Source organism: Rhizobium sp. WSM1328 (assembly GCF_057653715.1).
The window spans coordinates 237,065-256,454 of the sequence record NZ_JBYGKO010000005.1 but is presented as its reverse complement, the minus strand read 5'-3'; the positions used below and the strand labels follow the sequence as shown (position 1 = coordinate 256,454).

The 19,390-nt window shown below is 59.2% G+C and carries 14 protein-coding genes and 2 pseudogenes; 10 read left to right on the top strand and 6 right to left on the bottom strand.

All coding sequences use genetic code 11. The features are described 5' to 3' along the window. Positions 1-4: 4 nt before the first annotated feature. Genes AC2444_RS35600 through AC2444_RS35590 form a run of 3 tightly spaced genes read right to left on the bottom strand, consistent with a single transcriptional unit; the run spans position 5 to position 5,609 of the window. Positions 5-3,073 (bottom strand): efflux RND transporter permease subunit, encoded by a 3,069-nt coding sequence (locus AC2444_RS35600; protein WP_128450434.1) that lies wholly within the window; start codon positions 3,071-3,073, stop codon positions 5-7. After that, on the bottom strand, positions 3,070-4,185 hold the full coding sequence (locus tag AC2444_RS35595) for an efflux RND transporter periplasmic adaptor subunit (protein WP_128407547.1): 1,116 nt from the start codon (positions 4,183-4,185) through the stop codon (positions 3,070-3,072). The genes AC2444_RS35600 and AC2444_RS35595 overlap by 4 nt, the downstream gene beginning before the upstream one ends. Then, positions 4,185-5,609, bottom strand: a complete 1,425-nt coding sequence (locus tag AC2444_RS35590; protein ID WP_128450433.1) for an efflux transporter outer membrane subunit — start codon at positions 5,607-5,609, stop codon at positions 4,185-4,187. Before AC2444_RS35590 ends, AC2444_RS35595 begins: the two co-directional genes overlap by 1 nt. A 147-nt stretch (positions 5,610-5,756) precedes the next feature. On the opposite strand from AC2444_RS35590, the pseudogene AC2444_RS35585 reads away from it, so the two are divergent. Then, a pseudogene (locus AC2444_RS35585) lies at positions 5,757-6,150 on the top strand (response regulator); the annotation flags it as partial. 377 nt (positions 6,151-6,527) lie between these two features. On the opposite strand, the gene AC2444_RS35580 reads toward AC2444_RS35585, so the two are convergent. Together AC2444_RS35580 and AC2444_RS35575 are read right to left on the bottom strand one after the other, a co-directional pair. After that, the gene (locus AC2444_RS35580; protein ID WP_128450432.1) at positions 6,528-7,118 is read right to left on the bottom strand and encodes a type II toxin-antitoxin system VapC family toxin; all 591 of its coding nucleotides are present in this window, start codon (positions 7,116-7,118) and stop codon (positions 6,528-6,530) included. Then, entirely contained in the window at positions 7,108-7,404 is a 297-nt protein-coding gene (locus tag AC2444_RS35575) for a hypothetical protein (RefSeq protein WP_003554796.1), read from the bottom strand. The genes AC2444_RS35580 and AC2444_RS35575 overlap by 11 nt, the downstream gene beginning before the upstream one ends. A gap of 1,056 nt (positions 7,405-8,460) precedes the next feature. Between AC2444_RS35575 and AC2444_RS35570 the strand changes: the two genes are divergently transcribed. The 5 genes and pseudogenes from AC2444_RS35570 to AC2444_RS35550 form a co-directional block, all read left to right on the top strand. Further along, the gene (locus AC2444_RS35570) at positions 8,461-9,363 is read left to right on the top strand and encodes a LysR family transcriptional regulator (protein WP_012760372.1); all 903 of its coding nucleotides are present in this window, start codon (positions 8,461-8,463) and stop codon (positions 9,361-9,363) included. A 119-nt stretch (positions 9,364-9,482) separates the two neighbouring features. Then, on the top strand, positions 9,483-10,379 hold the full coding sequence (locus tag AC2444_RS35565) for an NAD-dependent epimerase/dehydratase family protein (RefSeq protein ID WP_128450431.1): 897 nt from the start codon (positions 9,483-9,485) through the stop codon (positions 10,377-10,379). A gap of 51 nt (positions 10,380-10,430) precedes the next feature. Continuing rightward, on the top strand, positions 10,431-11,399 hold the full coding sequence (locus tag AC2444_RS35560; RefSeq protein ID WP_003554800.1) for an aldo/keto reductase: 969 nt from the start codon (positions 10,431-10,433) through the stop codon (positions 11,397-11,399). A 175-nt stretch (positions 11,400-11,574) separates the two neighbouring features. Next, complete coding sequence (locus AC2444_RS35555) at positions 11,575-12,606, top strand: aldo/keto reductase (RefSeq protein ID WP_487762932.1); 1,032 nt, start codon at positions 11,575-11,577, stop codon at positions 12,604-12,606. A 44-nt stretch (positions 12,607-12,650) separates the two neighbouring features. Then, positions 12,651-13,172, top strand: a pseudogene (locus tag AC2444_RS35550) (MFS transporter); the annotation flags it as partial. 57 nt (positions 13,173-13,229) lie between these two features. On the opposite strand, the gene AC2444_RS35545 reads toward AC2444_RS35550, so the two are convergent. Beyond that, positions 13,230-14,069, bottom strand: coding sequence for an SDR family NAD(P)-dependent oxidoreductase (locus AC2444_RS35545; protein WP_003554802.1), 840 nt, complete (start codon positions 14,067-14,069; stop codon positions 13,230-13,232). 117 nt (positions 14,070-14,186) lie between these two features. On the opposite strand from AC2444_RS35545, the gene AC2444_RS35540 reads away from it, so the two are divergent. The 4 genes from AC2444_RS35540 to AC2444_RS35525 are packed head-to-tail and all read left to right on the top strand — an operon-like array spanning position 14,187 to position 19,327. Continuing rightward, on the top strand, positions 14,187-15,494 hold the full coding sequence (locus AC2444_RS35540; RefSeq protein WP_128450276.1) for an extracellular solute-binding protein: 1,308 nt from the start codon (positions 14,187-14,189) through the stop codon (positions 15,492-15,494). Then, on the top strand, positions 15,494-16,453 hold the full coding sequence (locus AC2444_RS35535) for a carbohydrate ABC transporter permease (RefSeq protein WP_128408222.1): 960 nt from the start codon (positions 15,494-15,496) through the stop codon (positions 16,451-16,453). Before AC2444_RS35540 ends, AC2444_RS35535 begins: the two co-directional genes overlap by 1 nt. Beyond that, positions 16,450-17,271 carry a carbohydrate ABC transporter permease gene (locus tag AC2444_RS35530; RefSeq protein ID WP_003554805.1) on the top strand — a complete coding sequence of 274 codons (822 nt, stop codon included), beginning with the start codon at positions 16,450-16,452 and terminating at the stop codon, positions 17,269-17,271. The genes AC2444_RS35535 and AC2444_RS35530 overlap by 4 nt, the downstream gene beginning before the upstream one ends. Before the next feature lie 4 nt (positions 17,272-17,275). Continuing rightward, positions 17,276-19,327 (top strand): beta-galactosidase trimerization domain-containing protein, encoded by a 2,052-nt coding sequence (locus AC2444_RS35525; protein WP_128408223.1) that lies wholly within the window; start codon positions 17,276-17,278, stop codon positions 19,325-19,327. The last annotated feature ends 63 nt before the right edge of the window (positions 19,328-19,390 follow it).

The window sequence follows — 19,390 nt, the reverse complement described above, 5'->3', positions numbered from 1 at the left end:
AGGGCTATTCGGCGGTGTGCCTGTTATCTTCTTGGAGCCTCGTTTTCAGCCAGTTCAGAACATCATCCAGAAATGTAAAGACGACGGGGATGACAAGAAGGCTCAGGAATGTCGAGGTGATCAGTCCTCCGATCACGACGATACCCATGGGTTGGCGGAAGCTTGGGTCACCGGAAACAAGGCTGAGTGCCGCCGGAAGCATGCCGCCGGCCATGGCAATGGTTGTCATGATGATGGGTCGCGCTCGCTTGTGGCAGGCGTCCACGAGGGCGTCGTAACGAGACATTCCGGCACGGCGCGCCTCGATTGCGTACTCGACAAGGAGAATGGAGTTTTTCGATACGATACCCATCAGGAGAAGAAGGCCGATAACCGCTGGCATGGAGAAGCTGGTGCCGGTCAACACGAGTGGCAAGAGGGCGCCGCCAAGTGCCAGCGGCAGTGCCATCAAGATTGTCACCGGCTGAAGGAAATCATGGAAGAGAAGGACCAGAACGGCGTAAATGCAGAAGATGCCGATCGCCATCGACGTACCAAAGCTGGTGAACAGCTCGCTCTGACGCTTGAGCTCGCCCTGTTCAACGAATTTCACACCCTGTGGCAGGTTCTGATAGCTGGGCAATCGCGCGGCCTCTGCCGTCACGTCGGAAAGGTTTCTGCCGTTCAGTTCGACTGTCAAAGAGACGTTTCGTGACCGGTCCAGCCGATCTATCTGACTTGGGCTGGATCCAAGAGAGATATCGGCGATGGCACCCAGCGCGACATTACCCTCTTTTCCCTCGACAGGAATGAGCGATATGGCGTCGAGCGACTGTCGATTTGCCGTATCGAGCATGACCCGAATGGCGACCTGGCGCTCCGGCAGGTTGAGCTTGGACAAAGCGGTGTCGTAGGCACCGGCCGTTGCAACGCGAATAGCCTCGGCGATGGCCTTGGACGTGACACCCAGGGATGCTGCTTCCGCCAAGTCAGGTTTGATCGTGACTTCAGGCGTTTGCATGGCAGCCGATGACGTAACGTTACCGATGCCCGAAAGAGTACGCAGATCAGCCTCGAGGTTTGCCGCGGCCTTTTCAAGAAGCTCGGAATTGTCGCCTGCCAGTGTCAGGGTGAGTTGCGTGCCATTGCCGCCGGAACCGATTTCCAGGCGAACGCCGGGCAGCTGTTCCAATGCCTTGCGCAAATCGGCTTCGATTTGTGACTGCTTGACATCTCTGTCATCGATCGGCGTGAGATTGACGACGAGCGTCGCGCTGTTGGTGCTCGCTTTTGACGTGCCGTTCATCCCTCCCGTAGAGGCCGTGCCCGTCGCCTGAAAGACCGACGTGACATGGTCAACGCCAGCAATGATCGCCGATGCCTTGCGCGCGGCCTCATCGGTCGCTTCGATCGTCGATCCATATGGCGTTGTTAGGCTAACCTGGGTCTGCCCATCGTCGGATGCCGGGAAAAAGCCCGTGGACAGATGAGATAGAAGCAGTGCCGTGAATGCGAGAAACCCGACTGTTGCGAGTATTGGTATCCAGCGGCGGCGGAGTGCGCCTTTCACGAGCCAAAGATAGCATCTCATGATGCGACCGTCTTCTTCGTGCGCCTTGCCGCTGGCTTTCATCATATAAGCCGCCATCATCGGCGTTACCAACCGTGCGACCAAGAGAGAAGTCAGAACGGCAACGGAAGCCGTGATGCCGAACTGTTTGAAGATGATGCCGGGAATTCCACCCATGAATGCCGTGGGTAGGAACACGGCAACCAGTGTAAACGTGGTGGCGATGACCGCCATACCTATTTCGTCTGCCGCTTCCATCGCCGCGTCGAATGGGTTTTTGCCCATGTTGAGGTGTCGCTCGATATTTTCGATCTCGACGATCGCGTCATCTACGAGAATGCCGACCACCAACGAGATTGCCAACAGCGTGATGGTGTTCAGCGAATAGCCGAGCATATACATCACGAGAAACGTGGGAATGATCGATAGGGGCAATGCCACCGCAGCCAGAAGCGTCGCCCGCCAATCGCGAAGAAACAACCAGACAACGAAGACAGCGATCAACGCCCCCTCGTAGACCATATGCATCGACGATTCATAGTTCTGCTCGGTCGGCACGATGGTGTTGTAAGCCTCTTCAATCGTCACTTCGGGATGGGCCGCGGCGAATACCTTCATGGCGTCACGGACTTTGTCAGTGACCGCCGTATCCGAATAACCTTTCGACCGTTTGATCTGAGCGGCAATCACCGGCTTGCCATTCAGATAAGCGAGCGAGGTTAGATCGCTGTGTGAATCGGTCACCGTTCCGAGTTCATCCAAGCCAACCCAGCTGCCTTCGGGCAAGGGGATCGCCATCGCACCAAGTTGCTCGGCGCTCTTTACGGCAGCCAATGTACGCACGGACTGGCTTTCGCCGCCAATTCTACCTTTGCCACCCGACAGGTCGGATTGTACCGCTTCAACCTGGCTGTTGACGTCGTTTACGGTCAATCCCAAGCCGTCGAGCAGGTTTGCGTTCAGCTCCACCCTGATTTCCCGGTCGACCCCTCCCAGGCGGCCGACTTCGCCAACACCGTCCACCGCCATCAGCGCACGTGACATGTCGTTATCGATGAACCAAGAAAGTTCAGCCGAATCCAGCTTATCCGAACGCACGACGTAGGTGATCAAGGGCGAAGAGTTTAGCGACTGTTTCGTAACGGTCGGCGCATTCATCTCTTCCGGCAGCTCATCCTGCGCCTGGTCGACAGCACTTTTAACCTCATCGAGGGCTTCTTGGGTGTCCTTTCCGACTTCGAATGCTACCGAGATGCTGACCGAACCGTCCGTTATCGTCGTGGTAACGGAATCCAGCTTGGTGAGGCCCGTCAGCTCATCCTCGATCTTACGCGCGACCTCCGTTTCAAGCTGAGATGCGGCTGCTCCATCGAGCGACGCGCTGATCTCGATCGTTGGAAGGTCCATGTCGGGGAAATTTTGGATATCGAGACGGTTGAAGGCCCATAGCCCGCAGGCCGTCAATAAAATGAAAAGCAGAATTGGCGGAACGGGATTGCGAATGGACCAGGAGGAAAAATTCATTTCGCCTCCTCGTTCTTCGCTGACTGAGCGTCTTCCGACACTCTTACAACCGAACCGTCAGCCAGGAAGGCGCCGCCGGATGTGACGACCTTGTCGACCTTGTCTATCCCCGAGACGATTTCGACACGATCGTCTTGGCGCCGGCCCGTTTCGACGCGCTTGCGCGCCACGGTGAGCTTTTCAGCCTCCTTCAGGATGAAAACGTAAGAAAATCCGTCCTTGAGGGTCACCGCGGCCTCAGGCACGGTCAGAGCGTCTTTCTGGTCGAACTCAAAATAGCCACTCGCCAGAATGCCCGTCTTGGGTGCTGGCATTCCCTGGTCCGGCTGCAAGGTCACGTAAACAGTCACGCGACCATTGTCTGTCGAGGTCGTCGGCGAAACCAACCTCACCTCGCCGCCGACGTCACCGACCGGCGTCTTTATGACGGCTTTGGTCCCTTCCTTGACATCGGCCAGCCGTTTGACCGGCAACTCGGCCTTCCATTCGACTCTGTTTTGCCGGATCAGCTTGAACAGCTGATCACCGGCATTCACAACGTTTCCAAGAGATGCGGAGCGTTCGGAAATAACCCCGTCGTCTACCGCGTAAACCTTCGTGCGCTCCAAGGTCAGTTGGGCAGAGGCAAGTGCTGCCTTGGCAGATAAGACGTCGGCTTTCGCTTTCCGCTCGGAAATCAGATATTCCGTCGTCTGCTGCTTGGACAACGCACCTGAGCCGGTCAATCCACGAGCGCGATCAGCGTCCGCGACTGCCTGGTCGAGAGCCGCTTCCTGCTTTTCAACGGTGGCCTGCTGTTGTTCCAGTTCCGCTTGAGAGGTCTCGGCGTCGAACTGGACGAGCAGATCGCCTTTTTTTACCGCGGTGCCCACATCCGCTCTAACATCGGAGATCTTTAGGCCGCTGACCTCGGCCGCGATGACCGCCTCGTGCCAGGCGGCAAGGCGACCACTCGCGGGTATCGTCACGGGCCACTCCAGGGTCCGCGGAGCGGCGACGGCAACGGTCAAGGCAGCTGCTTGAGCGGTACTCTGTTCGGTGTCCTCGCTACGCGCAAGATAGGGCGTTAACGCGACCGTCGTCGCGACCAGGATGAAAGCAAATCTACGCATCAGTGTGTTCCATTGGCAGAGGCAATTGGCGCGCCAGCCGGGGCAGCCCAACCGCCGCCGAGAGACTTGTAGAGGGCGATCCAATACTGGACCGCGTCGCGCCTGATTTCGATGAGGGTGATGGCGGCGGACTGTGCCGAACGACGGGCCTCCTCGCGGTCGAGGATACTGGCGCCACCGGATTTCCAGTTCTCATCGACCGAGCGGAAGTAGCTTTGATAATTGTCAGCGGCGGTCTTTGCATCGCCGATACGCTTCAGAGCTGTGTTGACACGAATAAGAGCTGTCTCCACGTCGGCGACAGCCGTCAAGACGCCGGACTTGTAACTTGCGACAGCAACATCGTAATCCGCAACTGCGCTTCTGACGGCAGCCCTTTTCGTCCCGCCATCAAACAGCGGTATCGACAATGCGGGCCCAAATGACCACGGAACCGATCTGCCGGTTACGGTGGACTGGCTGATTGAGATGGATCCACTCAAGCTGAGACTGGGATAGAGGTCGGCCTTCGCAGCGCCGACATCTGAAATCGTTGCCGCGACTTCCGCTTCCAGCTCGTTGATGTCGGGCCTTTGTCGCAAAACATCCGCCGGTACAGAGAGGATCCGCAACGATGACGGCTGTGGAATGCGACTCTTACCGTGATCCAGCAATGTTCTGATCACCAACTCATCGGTGGCCGTCAGTTGGACCAATGACTTGACGATGATTTCGCAGTCCCCGCGCTGGGCCGTCAGATTGGAAGAGGATGTCGCAGCGCTCGCTCGGGAGAGCGCCAGATCGGCTGTTGATGTAAAGCCGGACTGCGCCGATTTTTCAGTCGCGAGTATCGTTTCTCTCTGCGATGCAAGCTCGTCACGGTAAAGCTGTTCCAACTGACGACAGGCGCGATATTGGACATAGTAATCACCGACCTCGGCAGCGACCGAGATCCGCGCGTCATGCCACGACCAGACCTTGCCCTGGGCTCGTAAGGCCGCGGCCTGTGTCTCTTTCTTGGTCTTGCCGAACAAATCGAGTTCCCAGGCGGCGTCGAGACCGCCACTCCTGTTCGTTCCAGCCACGATTTTGTTGAGGTCGTCCCCGTTGTTAGCCTCGCGCGTTGCCGAGGCGGACCCGCCCAGCGACGGGAAGAGGCCAGCCCTTGCGCTGTCGAGCGTCGCACGCGCCTTGTCAATGTTGGCGACAGCTTCCTGAACCGTGGGATTTTCCCGTTCAGCCAGCGTCAGTAACTCCGTCAGCGAAGGATCTTTAAAGCTTGCCCACCACGCGACGAGCTCGGGGGAGCGACCTCCGTGCGGCAGTGTCGCGTGCCAATAGGGCGCCACGACAGACCTCGAAGGTTTGAGTGCGCCAAGACTGGTACAACCGCTGAGTACCGCCAAAATGGCGAGGATGGAAACTGAGGAGAAAACTATGCGCATGAAATCCCGGCTGCCCTGAAGCTGTCGGCCGCACTATAGGGATCGCGATGTTAATGTCGGTCAAGAACGTGTTAAGTTAGGTAAAACTGCTGTATTCCCCGCCTGCTAGCCTTAAGCTGCACCCATCGAATTGACGGGTGCAATTACATGACCAACGTGCTTTTGATCGATGATGATATCGAGCTTACAAATTTGCTCGGCGAATACCTGACCGAGGAGGGTTTCGTTGTCGAGACAACCGCGGATGGTAGGATCGGTGTTGCGAAGCGATGTCGCCTTCAACCGATATCGTCGTTCTGGATATCATGATGCCCCGCATGAGCGGCATTGAGGTCTTGCGGAAAATTCGACAGGTAAGCGACGTGCCCGTGTTGATGATGACGGCTCGTGGAGATGATGTCGACCGCATTTCCGGTCTCAATCTCGGGGCGGATGATTACGTCCTTGTTCACCGGGCGAGCTCGCGGCACGGATCCGTGCGATCTGCCTTGGCTTGGCGATCACACGACGGGCGGCAGAATGGCACGGTGGTTCGGCAACCGCGCAAAACAAGGCGACTGGGGGTCTGCGTGTGGCCATCACTCTTCCAGCTTTAGGGCTACATCGAGCAACGCCGCTAGCTTCCTAGCGTCGACGGGTGACGTTCGACCGGACGTCGCGCATCGCATTCGAGATGCCAATCAATGCTGCTTAACGCGGCTGGGGCGTGATCTGATCGACCGAGGCGGTCGTACCTTGCTCTGACAACGGCGGGCGTCAAGGTTCTCGGCGGCGGCGCGCATCACCTACCGGATCGAGCCGGCCGCCACAAAACGCAGAATACCTGCGTATGCCGCGGGCAGTTGACATCTGTTGTCGGTGCCAGCCCCAGCTGTTCCAGTTCGTGCAGAATAGCGACCGAGAGTGAGAACTGGGCGTTCATAATGATCGCGCCCCCACTCGGGCTCGATAGAGGATGACCCGACCGGTCGGTATGATCTGTGAGAGGAAATCGAAGTCGCGGACATTGCCAGTCAGCACGCTCGCACCCAGCTGCCGTGCCTGCAAGAAAACCATGGCGTCATTGACGAAGCGGCGCTCATGTCCCTCCCCCTTTGGCAGGCTGCTCAGACGAAAGAGCAGACCCGCCAACACGCCGGCATGTCCCCAGATGGCTGCATCTGGGGCGTGAAGTCGGTGTTCCGGAATGTCATCGACCGTCGCCGCGATTGTGTCGAGGACCGCCTTTGTTGAGGCGTGCCTGGGGTCCAGTCGGCCGAAGGCATGGGTCAACTCAGACAGGCAGACCGCCGAATGGTGGCATAGTCGATACGTAATCAGCCTATCGACCTCCACCGGCGAGCGCCCTTGAAGCACATCCAGATAGACGCTGGTGTCCAGGAATAGAGGCCCTCCAATTGCCGGTTCGTCAGCAACCCAGGGAAGATCTTCGTCGGGCCTGCGCTCGAGCGACCCGACGTGCTTCTGGGGTTTTAGTGATCGGAGGGCTTCAGAGAGATCAAATCCCAAGATCGATATCCGTCGGGATGCGGCCCTTGCGGCCCACCAGGCGCGAGCCAAAGTCGTCTTCGAGAGCCAGCCGTGAAAGCGCCAATTCCAGCAGCTCGGTGTCGGAGGTAACATGGGCCCGCTTCTTAGCTGCCTCGATCAGCTCCGAAGGCACTCGCCCCGACAAGCGGGTATTCTTCGCCGTGCCAAGGAGACCGACGGCCTTCGCTTGCTCGAGCACGAGCTTGTTGCGGGCTAACGCGACCTTCGCTTCGCGTTCCGCCGCACTTTGTGGTTGGGTGCCCATGAGATGCTCCTGTGTTGAACAGAATATAGATTGCGTTGAACGGGAAGGCAAGCTTCCATAGCGGTCGGCAGGTTGCGATCCAGGCGTTCTCGGCAAATCATCATGGCAATGACGACGGGGACATTGGTGGATCCTCGCCGTCGGCTCGACGGCTGCGAGTTTGGAGCTCCAGGGAGCCGGGCGTTTCGAGGAACGCGAACGCCTCGTCGCCGGAAGTCGCCTCGGCTACGTAGTAGCCGGCATCGCGGATCATCTCCGAGATGTCGATCAAAATCAGGGGTCGACGACCATCGAAGCATCGGCGAACACCCGTTCGGCCTTGAAACGGTCGGCGGCATTCTGCGTGGTTAACCTTTCGTGACCCAGGTCAGTGGGGAAGTCAGCGGGGTTAGCGACAAGGGAAACTGCCGTCGACGAGGGCACTGCGGAAAAGGATTTTGCGGCGTTGCAATAGATCATGACGCAGCGCAATATAACCGTCATGAACTCGTGCAATTGGGCGCCGTGCGATGAGGATCTGCATCTATAAGTCGGACAGAACGCCTGAGCTTACCCTCATGCTGCGAGAGAGTTTGCCCTTTCCTCTTGATGCTGACGTCGACAAATGGACCAAAATCAAGGTCGTAACCGACAGGGAAATGAGAGCAGATCTTTTGATTGAGATCGGCGGTGCGGGATACCTGCTAGTTCGACTTGGCGCCATTAGCCGCCATTAGGCAATAGCGCGGCCATTGCCGTCGCGTTGTCGCGCCACCTCGTGGCATCCAAATTGCAAATAGGATCCCGAGCTGCAGGGCAAGCGGTCGGGACGTGCTCGACAATGACCGCGCCTCGGAAAGAAGCCACGGAACCATCGCAACATTGGCCAACGCAGCTCTCACGCTTTCGATACCATGGCCGGAGATTGAAAGGCTCTATGATACAAGGTAATTCTGTGATCAGCAGTGGAGAATCCGAGCCGGTAAAGCAGGATCCGGGTGCTGAGTTGCACCGAACGAGCTAGAGCCTTTAAGACCGGTTGCGAAGTATCGCCAAATTAGCCTCCTGAGATCAATAATGCAGTTCAAGCGCAATGAAATTCACGAGCTGTCGATCTTTCTCGCGATAGTCCAATACCGTAGTTTTCGCAAAGCGGCGGATCACCTAGAAGTAACGGCTTCCGCCCTGAGCCACAGCATGAAGGCGCTTGAGCAAAGGCTGGGCGTGCGCCTCCTTAATCGAACCAGCCGCAGCGTTGCACCAACCGCCGCCGGAACAGCCCTCGCCGAGAAGATCTCTGCCGGGCTCGAGCTTATCAACTCCGGATTGGAGGACTTGAACGGACATTATCAAGGTGGCGCCGGCAGCATTCGCATCAATGTTCTGAAAGATGCCGCCGTTCTGCTTTTGCGGCCAGCCATTCCGGTGTTCCAGCAACGCTTCCCGAATGTCGAGCTTGAGGTCGCCGTGGATGACCAGTTCATCGATGTCACCGCGGACGGGTTCGATGCCGGTATTCGGTACAGCGGCACCATCCCGGAAGACATGATCGCAGTTCCTCTCACTCCTCCTTTAAAGTGGGTCGCGGTTGCTGCCCCTGATTATCTCAGAAGTCATGGTCGCCCTGTCATGCCGGAGGACCTCAATTCCCACCACTGCATCCGGATACGGACGGGCCGCGGCCAGATCTACAAGTGGGAATTCGAACGCGGCGATGACCGGCGCGAGATCGACGTTCCCGGAGCGCTGATATCAGGCGAAACCGATCTTGCCATCAATGCGGCTCTGGAAGGCGCCGGGTTGTGCTATTGCCTGGAACGGTTGGCAAGCCCCTACGTTTCCGCAGGCCGCCTGGAAGTCGTCCTTCCCAAATGGGCATCGATGGGCCCGCCGTTTTCGATGTATTATTCCAGCCGGCGGCAGCTTCCCTTCGGCGTCGACGCGCTGATCAAGATCGTTCGCGGCTTGAACGGATTTTAGCGACGGTTTCCAATCGATGAGCCTGATTCATCGGTACAGTGATTTCCACTCTATTGATTCATCGCTCTCCCGCGTTGTACCGCTTCCATCGAACCTTCATCAGGAAGCGGACACATCACATGAGCAAGCGGATCATCTTTACCGGCGGTAGCGGCAAGGCCGGCCGCCATGCGGTTCCATATCTGGTGGGGAAAGGACACAAGGTCCGCAACCTCGACCTCGTTCCCTTGAACTGCCCCGGCGTGCAGACGTTGATCACCGATCTCAGCGATAGCGGCCAGACCTTCAACGCCTTGTCGATGCATTTCAGCGGCGAGGATCTGCAGGCGCCGGGCGGACCGGCCAAGGTCGATGCCGTCGTGCATTTCGCCGCTATACCGAGCCTGCTGCTCAAGCCCGACAACCAGACTTTTTTGGTCAATGCGGCCTCGACCTACAACGTCATCGAAGCGGCGGTGAAGCTCGGCATTCCCAAGGTGATCATCGCGTCGAGCGAAACCACGTACGGCGTTTGTTTTGCCGAGGGCGACAAGGATTTCCATTCGTTTCCGCTCGAAGAAGACTATGACATCGACCCGATGGACAGCTATGGGCTCTCCAAGGTCGTTAACGAGAAGACGGCCCGCGCCTTTGCGATGCGCAGCGGCATCGACATCTACGCCCTGCGGATCGCCAACGTCATCGAACCGCATGAATATGAGCGTTTTCCGGGCTTCCTTGCCGATCCGCCATCGCGCAAGCGCAACGCCTGGAGCTACATCGATGCCCGCGATCTCGGGCAGATCGTCGATCTTTGCCTGCGGGCCGACGGCCTCGGTTTCCAGGTCTTCAATGCCGTCAACGACACGATCACGGCAAGCGAGCCAACGCGGGATTTCCTCGGCAAATGGGCGACGAACACGCCGATCCTCCGGGAGCTCGGCGAATTCGAAGCGCCGCTCTCGAACCGGAAGATCCGGGAGGTTCTCGGTTTCAAGGAAGAACACAACTGGCGAAAATACGTTACCGGCGCATGATGCCGCGAGGCGCATTCCGGCACCGCCGATCAACAACTTTGAGGAAAGACCATGAAGACCACAAGACTTGGCAAGACAGGGCTGGAAGTCAGCCGCATCTGCTTCGGCTGCATGTCCTTTGGCAAGCAGACCGACGAACGCCCGTGGGTTCTGGGGCTCGAAGAGGCGCGGCCACTTTATAAGCGCGCATGGGACGCCGGCATCAATTTCTTCGATACGGCTAATGTCTATGCGCAGGGCACCAGCGAAGAGATCACCGGCGTCCTGCTCAAGGAACTGGCGCCCCGCCAGGAGATCGTGCTGGCGACCAAGGTCTTCGGCCGCATGCGTCCCGGGCCGAACGGCCAGGGTCTTTCCCGCGCCGCGATCCTTAGCGAGATCGACAACAGCCTGCGCCGCCTCGGCACCGACTATGTCGATCTCTACCAGATCCACCGCTTCGACCCGTTCACCCCGGTCGAAGAAACCATGCAGGCGCTGAACGACGTCGTGCGCGCCGGCAAGGCCCGCTATATCGGCGCATCCTCGATGTGGGCCTGGCAGTTTTCCAAGCTCCAGCATGCAGCCGAGGTCAACGGCTGGACGAAGTTCGTTTCGATGCAGAACCAGGTCAGCCTCACCTATCGCGAGGAAGAACGCGAAATGCTGCCGCTCTGCAGCGATCAGGGTATCGCCGTCCTTCCTTGGAGCCCCCTTGCCGGCGGCAAGCTGACCCGTCCCTGGGGCACCGAGACCAAGCGCGCCACCACCGACCGCTACAACAAGAGCATGTATGAGAAGACCGGCGATCGGGACGTCGTCGAGGCCGTCGAAGCCGTCGCCAAGGCGCGCAAGACGTCCATGGCGCAGGTCGCGATGGCCTGGGTGCTGCAGAAGCCGGTCGTTACCTCGCCGATCGTCGGCGTCAGCAAGATGAGCCATCTCGAGGATGCGATCGCCGCGGTCGGCTTCGAACTCACCGGTGATGACGTCAAGGCGCTCGAAGCCCCCTACAAATCGCTGCACGTCGCCGGTTTCTGACGACAACGCCGCGCGGCTTTTCACAACATTGTAGCATTTTTGAATTGCTGCATTACGGCGGTTGGTGCCCGTTTGGGACGTGTGAAGGCAGTTCGCTGCTCGTTCATTCACCGCCGTCGACATCGAAATGACAGCCGCCATTGATGCCGCGGTTGTGTTCAAAGAGGAGGAAAAGATGGATTATCGCAAGCTCGGTCCCAGCGGGACCGTCGTCACCGCCTATTGCCTCGGCACCATGACCTTTGGCGCGGAGGCCGACGAGGCCGCCTCGCACAAGCTGCTCGACGATTATTTCGCCTGGGGCGGCAATTTCATCGATACCGCCGATGTCTACAGCGCCGGCAAGTCGGAAGAGATCATCGGACGCTGGCTGAAGGCCCGACCGACCGAGGCCCGCCAGGCGATCGTCGCCACCAAGGGACGCTTTCCGATGGGCAACGGACCCAATGATATCGGCCTGTCGCGTCGGCATCTTAGCCAGGCGCTCGACGATTCGCTCCGCCGCCTCGACCTCGAGCAGATCGACCTCTACCAGATGCATGCCTGGGACGCGCTGACGCCGATCGAAGAGACGCTGCGTTTCCTCGATGATGCGGTATCCTCCGGCAAGATCGGCTATTACGGCTTCTCCAATTATGTCGGCTGGCACATCGCCAAGGCCTCGGAGATCGCCAAGGCGCGCGGTTATACCCGTCCGGTGACGCTGCAGCCGCAATATAACCTGCTGGTGCGCGACATCGAACTCGAGATCGTCGCGGCCTGCCAGGATGCCGGCATGGGTCTGTTGCCGTGGTCACCGCTCGGCGGCGGCTGGCTGACCGGCAAGTACAAGCGCGACGAGATGCCGACCGGCGCCACCCGCCTCGGTGAAAACCCCAATCGCGGCGGCGAATCCTATGCGCCGCGCAATGCGCTGGAGAGAACCTGGGCGATCATCGGCGTCGTCGAAGAGATCGCCAAGGCGCATGGTGTCAGCATGGCGCAGGTGGCGCTCGCCTGGACAGCGGCGCAGCCGGCGATCACCTCCGTGATCCTCGGCGCCCGCACACCGAAACAGCTCGCCGACAATCTCGGCGCCATGAAGCTCAAACTCTCCGACGACGAGATGGCGAGACTGAACGAGGTGAGCGCGCCTCAGCCACTCGACTATCCCTACGGCAAGGGCGGCATCAACCAGCGCCATCGCAAGATCGAGGGTGGGCGGTAGTTCGTGGACTGGGACGGTGGCCGAGCCGCCGTCCGGTTCGCCTCGTCACGGCGCTTTTCTCATCGGTCGTCCGCCAAAGCGGGCATTTCGATGGAACTCCATCTCGCCGTGACCTTTGTCGGGGTTGTTGTCCTCGGCATACGCTGGCGCGGATCGCGTTGCATGAAGGCAAGGCACCGCTGGTAGCGCTTCCCACCTGGGGCCTCATGCCGCTCTGCGTGATCGGCATCGCGGCCTTTCTCGTCGAAGGCGCCGGGATCGACTGGTCGGCGATCTATATGCGCGATGTGTTTTCGGTCGAGCCCTTCATTGGCGGACCGGGATTGACGCTCTTTACCTTCTGCATGGCGCTGGCGCGCCTGTTCGTCGATCCGCTGGTCGATCGGTTTGGCGCGCGGGCCGTCGCCACGATGTTGCTTGTTCTTTCGGCCATCGGCATCTGCGCCGTGTCGGGGGCGCCGCATCCCTATGTCGCGCTGGCGGGCTTTGCCTTGATGGGCGCCGGCTGCAGCGCGGTCTATCCTCTCGCTGTCTCGGCGGCCGCCCAACGCACCGATCGCGCGGCGCTCCGGGCTGCCGGCCAAGGCAGCGCTGCTACTGCTCGGCGCGCCGTTTCATCGCCATCAGAGTTTCTGCTGCTCTATCGCGCTGAAACGCAATGCCCTTCCATCGGCTTCAGCCAAAGCGTCCATTTCCTTTTCCAGCACATCTCGATCGTCGACGCCGCGCAACAGGCGACCAGCAAGCACATCGAAACGGCCGGCGGCGATGTCCGCGATAAGAAGTGCAGCTCGAGAAGGGTGGATATCGATGCCATCGTCGAAGAGCTGCTGGATGGCGGGCAGATAAGTTTTGCCTGCCTCCGAAAACAACTGCTTTTCCGTCATGTCAGTGCGTACGAGCCCCGGGTCGACGGCAAAGGCGCGTACGCCATGAGCGATCGTCGTATCATTGAGACACTCGGTCAGCCGCATGATCGCTGCTTTACTCGATGCGTATCCAGAACCGTGCGGGAAACTGTTGCCCGTCCCTCCGCCAACGAGATTGATGATCCGGCCTCTGCCGCGCGCCAACATGGTCGAACAAGCCGTGCGGGAGGTGTGAAACGTCCCTTGCAAGTTGATCTCCACATCCCGCCACCAGGCAACAGGATCACACTCCCATATTGGTCCGAAAGCCTGGAAGGAACCGTGATTGTTGACTAACGTATCAACCTGACCGAACTCAGATGCGATCCGCGCAAAAGCATTTTCGACGGCGCTGTATTGGGTGACGTCGGTCGTCACAGCGATCGCTTGCCCGCCCTCATCTTCAATCAGCGAGACTGTTTCCTCGATCTCAGTGGCGGTTCGTGCAAGCACTGCGACCTTGGCGCCTTCGCGCGCCTGCCAAAGGGCGATCTCCCGACCGATTCCTCTACCGCCACCGGTGACGACCGCTACGCTGTGCTTAAGCCGGGTCATTTTATGCTCCTATGTTTTGCAGCACTATCAGATAAACCCTTGCTAGTTTCAAGATAGATGATAACGTTTCAATTAAATTGGTGCGAATGGCAAAGTCAACGTTTGGGAGGATGTGACATGACCAACAGCAGTGGATTCTCACATGAGATACGTCGCCGCACCCTGCTTGCGGGTGCGGGAGGTGCCGCATTGATGGCGCTGGCGGGCAGCGCCAAAGCGCAGGATATCGTCAGTGGCGAACTTGTGGTGCTGAATTGGCTCGGCGGTTCCGAGCTCGACATGATGCATAAGATCCAGAATGCATTTACCGCGAAATATCCGAAAGTGACGATCAGGGAAGTTGCCATTACCGGCCAAGGAGACATGCGCGGTGGCATCCGCACGGCACTCATGGGCGGCGAAGTGGTCGATGTCCTCTACAACACCTGGCCGGCCTTCCGGAAGGAATTGCTCGATGCCGGCATGCTGCGGCCGATCGACGACCAATGGAAATCCTTCGGCTGGGACAGGCTCATCAGCCAATCCTGGAAGGATCTCGGCGCTATAGCCGGCAAGACCTATGGCCTGACCTACACCTTTGGCGACCGCTCCGGCATCTGGTACAAGAAGGAGCACCTTGCCAAGGCGGGCATCACCGAGCCGCCGAGGAGCTGGGACGAGTTCGTCGCCAGCTTTGCGAAGCTTACAAAAGCTGGGTTCGCGGCTCCGGTCGCTATTCCCGGCAAATACTGGGCGCATGCCGAATGGTTTGAAACGCTGCTGCTGAGAACGGCAGGCGTCGAGACGGCTTCGAAGCTAGGCGCGCACGAAATTTCGTGGACCGATCCGGCCGTGAAGAATGCGCTTACAAAATATGCCGAAATGTTGACCGCAGGCTGCTGCGGAGCGCCGAACAGCATGCTCGCCAACGACTGGGACGGGGAAGCCGACCAAATCTTCCAGGCGAATGCCAAAAATTACCTGCTGATCGGCATGTGGATGAATAACCGCGCCAAGAACGACTACAAACTCACCGAAGGTAAGGATTACGGTCTCTTCCAGTTCCCCGCCCTCGGGATGGGTCATGACGACACGTCGAGCGTCGATACCAAGGAACTGCTCGTCACGGCAAACGGCCCCAATCCGAAGGCAGCAGACGCCTTCCTCGATTTCTGGACAAGCGCCGAGGCCGCCAACATTCTTGCCAAGAACGGCTATGCGTCACCAAGCAGCAATACCGACACGTCGCTCTATGGCGAGACGCAGAAGGTGGCGACATCAGCGGTCGCAAGCTCGAAGCTGCAATTCGTGCTCGGAGATCTCTTGCCCGGCGATCTCGTCGATGAATATCGGGTGCAACTGCAGAAATTTCTCCAGGATCCCTCGGCTGCCAATATCGATTCCGTCCTTGCGGCAATCGAAACCAAGGCCCAGGGATCCTACTGATGGCCGGCACCTCGGCTTCCCCGGCGCGGGAGGCGGCGGGCGTGATGCAGGTTTCGCCGCTGGCGGTCAGCATTCAAGGCCGTCGGCGTCTGCTCAGGGACACGCCCGCCGCATTGATCCTGATCGCACCCGTCATCGTGCTCTTTGCCGTCGCCGTCGTCTATCCGCTGGTGGAGACTATCCGCTTGAGCTTCTGGGACATACAGGGCCTGCGGAAGCCTTCCTTCATCGGCTTCGGCAATTATGTGCGGCTGTTTTCGGACGCCGCCTTTCGCAGCACGCTGCTAACGACCCTGATCTTCACGATCGGGACGACGGTGATTTCCGTCTCGATTGGCTGGGCTCTGGCAATGACGTGCGCGTTCGCGCCACGACAGACGCTGCCGTTCCGCGTGATGATCTTTGCCGCCTTCGGTATTTCGGAGGCAGTTTCGGGCTACATGTGGATCGGCATCTACAGGGCCGATGCCGGCGGCCTGCTCAATTCGCTGATTCAGCTTTTCGGGTTTTCCGGCTTCTCGCATGCTTGGCTCGGTGACGCCAATACCGCACTGTGGGCGCTCATCATAGCCGCATCGTGGAGCGGCGTGGGCTTGCCCTTAATGCTGATCTTCGCCGCCATCCAGGCAATCCCGAAATCCGTGCTCGAGGCAGCCTATATGGACGGCGCCAAGCCGCTCTCGACCATGCGCCATATCATGATGCCGCTGTCGATGCCCGGCGTGCGTGTCGCGGTTTTCATCAATCTTCTGGGTTCGCTGCGCGCCTTCGACATCATCTACATCCTGACGGGCGGCGGACCGGTGCGCTCAACCGAGACGGTCGGCTATTTCATGTACCGGGAATCCATGACCCAGTTCAAACTGGGCTATGGCGCCGCCGCGACCGTCATCCTGCTGCTGGCCGTGCTCATCGTCTCGATCCCCGCCATCATCCAGCGAACGGCAGGTGCGAAATGATCGGCAAGGCTCCCCGCTGGATTGTCATCTTCGTCGGCATCATCGCTTGCATCTGGGTCATTCCAATCGTCGGTATCGTTGTTACCTCCCTGCGTCCTCCCGAGGGCGTCTCGCTTGGCTGGTGGCACTTCGAGCGCTTCGATCTGACCTTCGACGCGTGGCACCGCGTCTGGGACAAATATCCGCTGTCCCAATCCATGTGGGTGACGATGAAAACAGCGGGGATCGCGACGGCGCTGACGATGCTTTTGACGCCGGCGGCGGCCTACGCCTTTCATTTCCTCAATTTCCCGTTCCGCCGCATCTTGCTGATCATCATCATCAACGCATTCGTGTTGCCGCAGCAGGTTGTCATCATTCCGCTCTTCACGCTGTGGCGCGATCTCGGGCTGATCGACAACATTCTCTCCGTTCTCATTCCCTATGTCGGGATGTCCTTTGCTTGGTCGATCTTCCTCGTCAAAAATTTCTTCGAGGATTTCCCGCGCGAACTAGTGGAAGCCGCCAAGATTGACGGCTGCGGACCGATTGCGACTTTCCGTCATGTGGTACTGCCGAACAGCCTGTCGCCGATCTTCGCCGTCGGAATCCTGCAGTTCCTCTGGACCTGGAACGCCCTGCTGCTGCCGATGCTTTTCCTGCGCAACGACATACCCCTGCCCGTGCTGCTTGCCCGCATCTCCGGCAGCTACGAGATCAATTGGGACTTGCGCTCGGTGGCGGCGATCATCACGACAATCGTTCCCCTCCTCGTCTTTCTTGTCTTCCAACGTCAGTTCGCCGCCGGCTCTCAAACCCGCACCGGCGCAAAGGAATAGGACCATGCCGAACACCAAAAACAAGCCGTTGCGCTACCGCCAGATCCATCTCGACTTCCATACGTCGGAACATATTCCCGGCATCGGCGCCGACTTCGATCCGGATATCTTCGTTTCAACGCTGAAGGCGGCGCATGTCGACTCGATTACGATCTTCGCCAAGTGCCATCACGGCTGGTCCTACTATCCGACCAAGGTCGGCAAGCCGCATCCGCGGCTGGCCCGCCCGGACCTCCTCGGCGACATGGTGAAGGCGCTGTCGGCAGGCGATATCGAAAGCCCGATCTATATATCGGTACAGTGGGACGAGCTGACGGCGCGCGAACACCCCGAATGGCGCGCCATGACCGCGTCGAACCAATACCACCACGACCGTCCGGACGACCCTTCGGCGGGTAAGCAGCTCAGCCCGGCGTGGCATACGCTCTGCCTCAACCATGCCGGCCTACGGAAATACATTCTCGACCAGGCGCGCGAAGTCGCGCAAAGCTATCCCACGCAGGGTCTGTTCTTCGATATCATCCTCACGCCGGATTGTGTCTGCCCGGCTTGCATCGAGCGCATGCAGTGCGAGGGTCTCGATCCGGAAAATTCGGCGGACCGGCTGAAGAACGACGAGGCCGTCAACGAACAGTTCCGCCGCGAAACGAGCGAGGCGCTGTTTAAGGAGTTCCCCAATCTTCGCGTCTTCTACAATTGCGGACATATCCACAAGCAGGGCCCGAAGCGCTTTTCCACCTATTCTCATCTCGAGCTCGAAAGCCTGCCGACCGGCGGTTGGGGTTACGATCACTTTCCGTCCAGCGCGCGCTACGCGGCAACGCTCGGCATGGATTTCCTGGCTCATACAGGCAAGTTCCACACTTCGTGGGGCGAGTTCGGCGGTTTCAAGCACCCTGACGCACTGGAATATGAATGTGCGCAGATGATCGCGCTCGGATCGAAGTGCCTGGTGGGCGACCAGCTGCATCCGAACGGCGCCATCAATCCTGATACCTATGCCTCGATCGCGCCGGCCTATCGACGCGTCGAAAAGCTGGAGCCGTTTCTGCATGGAGCCAAGCAGGTCTCCGAGATCGCCATATTGTCGGCCGAGCATATGAACCCCAAGGGCGCGCGCAACCATCCGAGCGACGATGGCGCGGCACAGATGCTGCAGGAACTGAAGCGGCCCTTCGACGTGCTCGACAGTTCCGCTCGTTTCGAGGAATACCGGCTGCTGATCCTGCCGGACGAAATCCCGGTCGATGCCGCGCTTGCGTCGCGGCTGAAAGCCTATCTCGCCAGTGGCGGCAAGATCATCGCCTCCTGGCATTCGGGCATCGGGGATGATGGTGCATTTGCCGTCGATTTCGGCATCGAGCGGCAGCCAACGCCAGTCGCGTTCAAACCGAGCTATGTGAAGGCAGGCAAGGACCTTGATCCGTCCATGCCGGAAACGGCTTTCGTTTTCTACGATGAAGCCGAAACCGTCCGCCCGGTCGACGCAACGGTGCTGGCCGCTATCTACCCCTCCTACTTCAACCGGTCTTACAAACATTTCTGCTCGCACCAGCATGCTCCGGACGATACAGCCGCTGATATGCTTGGCGCTGCCGTGACCGAGCATGGGGGCACCGCTTATATCGCCTACCCGATCTTTCGGCTTTACCGGGCCATCGGTCAGCCGCTCTATAAATATGTCGTTCGCGGGCTTCTCGATCGTCTCGTTCCCGATCCGGCGATGGTTACCGATCTTCCCTCATCCGGCCGGGCAACGCTGACCCGACAGATTGGGCACAATCGCCACATCCTGCATCTTCTCTACGGACCGCCGCAGATCCGCGGCAAGGATGTTCGTGGCGATGACGGCTCGACACGGGTGATGGAAATGATCGAGGACATCCCGGCGATCGGCCCGGTTAACGCCAGCGTGCGGTTGCCGGCAAAGCCGAAGCGGGTTTTCGATGCCATGACCGGAGAGGATCTGGCCTGGGAAGCCGGCCCAGACGGCGCCATCAGCATCACGGTACCACGACTGCGCATCCATAGTGCCGTGGTCTTCGAAGGCGCGTGATGAGGATCGACGCCTTCCATGCGTCAGACTTCGCACCGCCGCTCTCAATGCTGGTGAGCGGCC

Excerpts from the sequence above, each read along its gene's own strand:
- AC2444_RS35600 (WP_128450434.1), bottom strand. The coding sequence starts at position 3,073 with ATGAATTTTTCCTCCTGGTCCATTCGCAATCCCGTTCCGCCAATTCTG.
- AC2444_RS35595 (WP_128407547.1), bottom strand. The coding sequence starts at position 4,185 with ATGCGTAGATTTGCTTTCATCCTGGTCGCGACGACGGTCGCGTTAACG.
- AC2444_RS35590 (WP_128450433.1), bottom strand. The coding sequence starts at position 5,609 with ATGCGCATAGTTTTCTCCTCAGTTTCCATCCTCGCCATTTTGGCGGTA.
- AC2444_RS35575 (WP_003554796.1), bottom strand. The coding sequence starts at position 7,404 with ATGGGCACCCAACCACAAAGTGCGGCGGAACGCGAAGCGAAGGTCGCG.
- AC2444_RS35570 (WP_012760372.1), top strand. The coding sequence starts at position 8,461 with ATGCAGTTCAAGCGCAATGAAATTCACGAGCTGTCGATCTTTCTCGCG.
- AC2444_RS35565 (WP_128450431.1), top strand. The coding sequence starts at position 9,483 with ATGAGCAAGCGGATCATCTTTACCGGCGGTAGCGGCAAGGCCGGCCGC.
- AC2444_RS35560 (WP_003554800.1), top strand. The coding sequence starts at position 10,431 with ATGAAGACCACAAGACTTGGCAAGACAGGGCTGGAAGTCAGCCGCATC.
- AC2444_RS35555 (WP_487762932.1), top strand. The coding sequence starts at position 11,575 with ATGGATTATCGCAAGCTCGGTCCCAGCGGGACCGTCGTCACCGCCTAT.
- AC2444_RS35545 (WP_003554802.1), bottom strand. The coding sequence starts at position 14,069 with ATGACCCGGCTTAAGCACAGCGTAGCGGTCGTCACCGGTGGCGGTAGA.
- AC2444_RS35540 (WP_128450276.1), top strand. The coding sequence starts at position 14,187 with ATGACCAACAGCAGTGGATTCTCACATGAGATACGTCGCCGCACCCTG.
- AC2444_RS35535 (WP_128408222.1), top strand. The coding sequence starts at position 15,494 with ATGGCCGGCACCTCGGCTTCCCCGGCGCGGGAGGCGGCGGGCGTGATG.
- AC2444_RS35530 (WP_003554805.1), top strand. The coding sequence starts at position 16,450 with ATGATCGGCAAGGCTCCCCGCTGGATTGTCATCTTCGTCGGCATCATC.
- AC2444_RS35525 (WP_128408223.1), top strand. The coding sequence starts at position 17,276 with ATGCCGAACACCAAAAACAAGCCGTTGCGCTACCGCCAGATCCATCTC.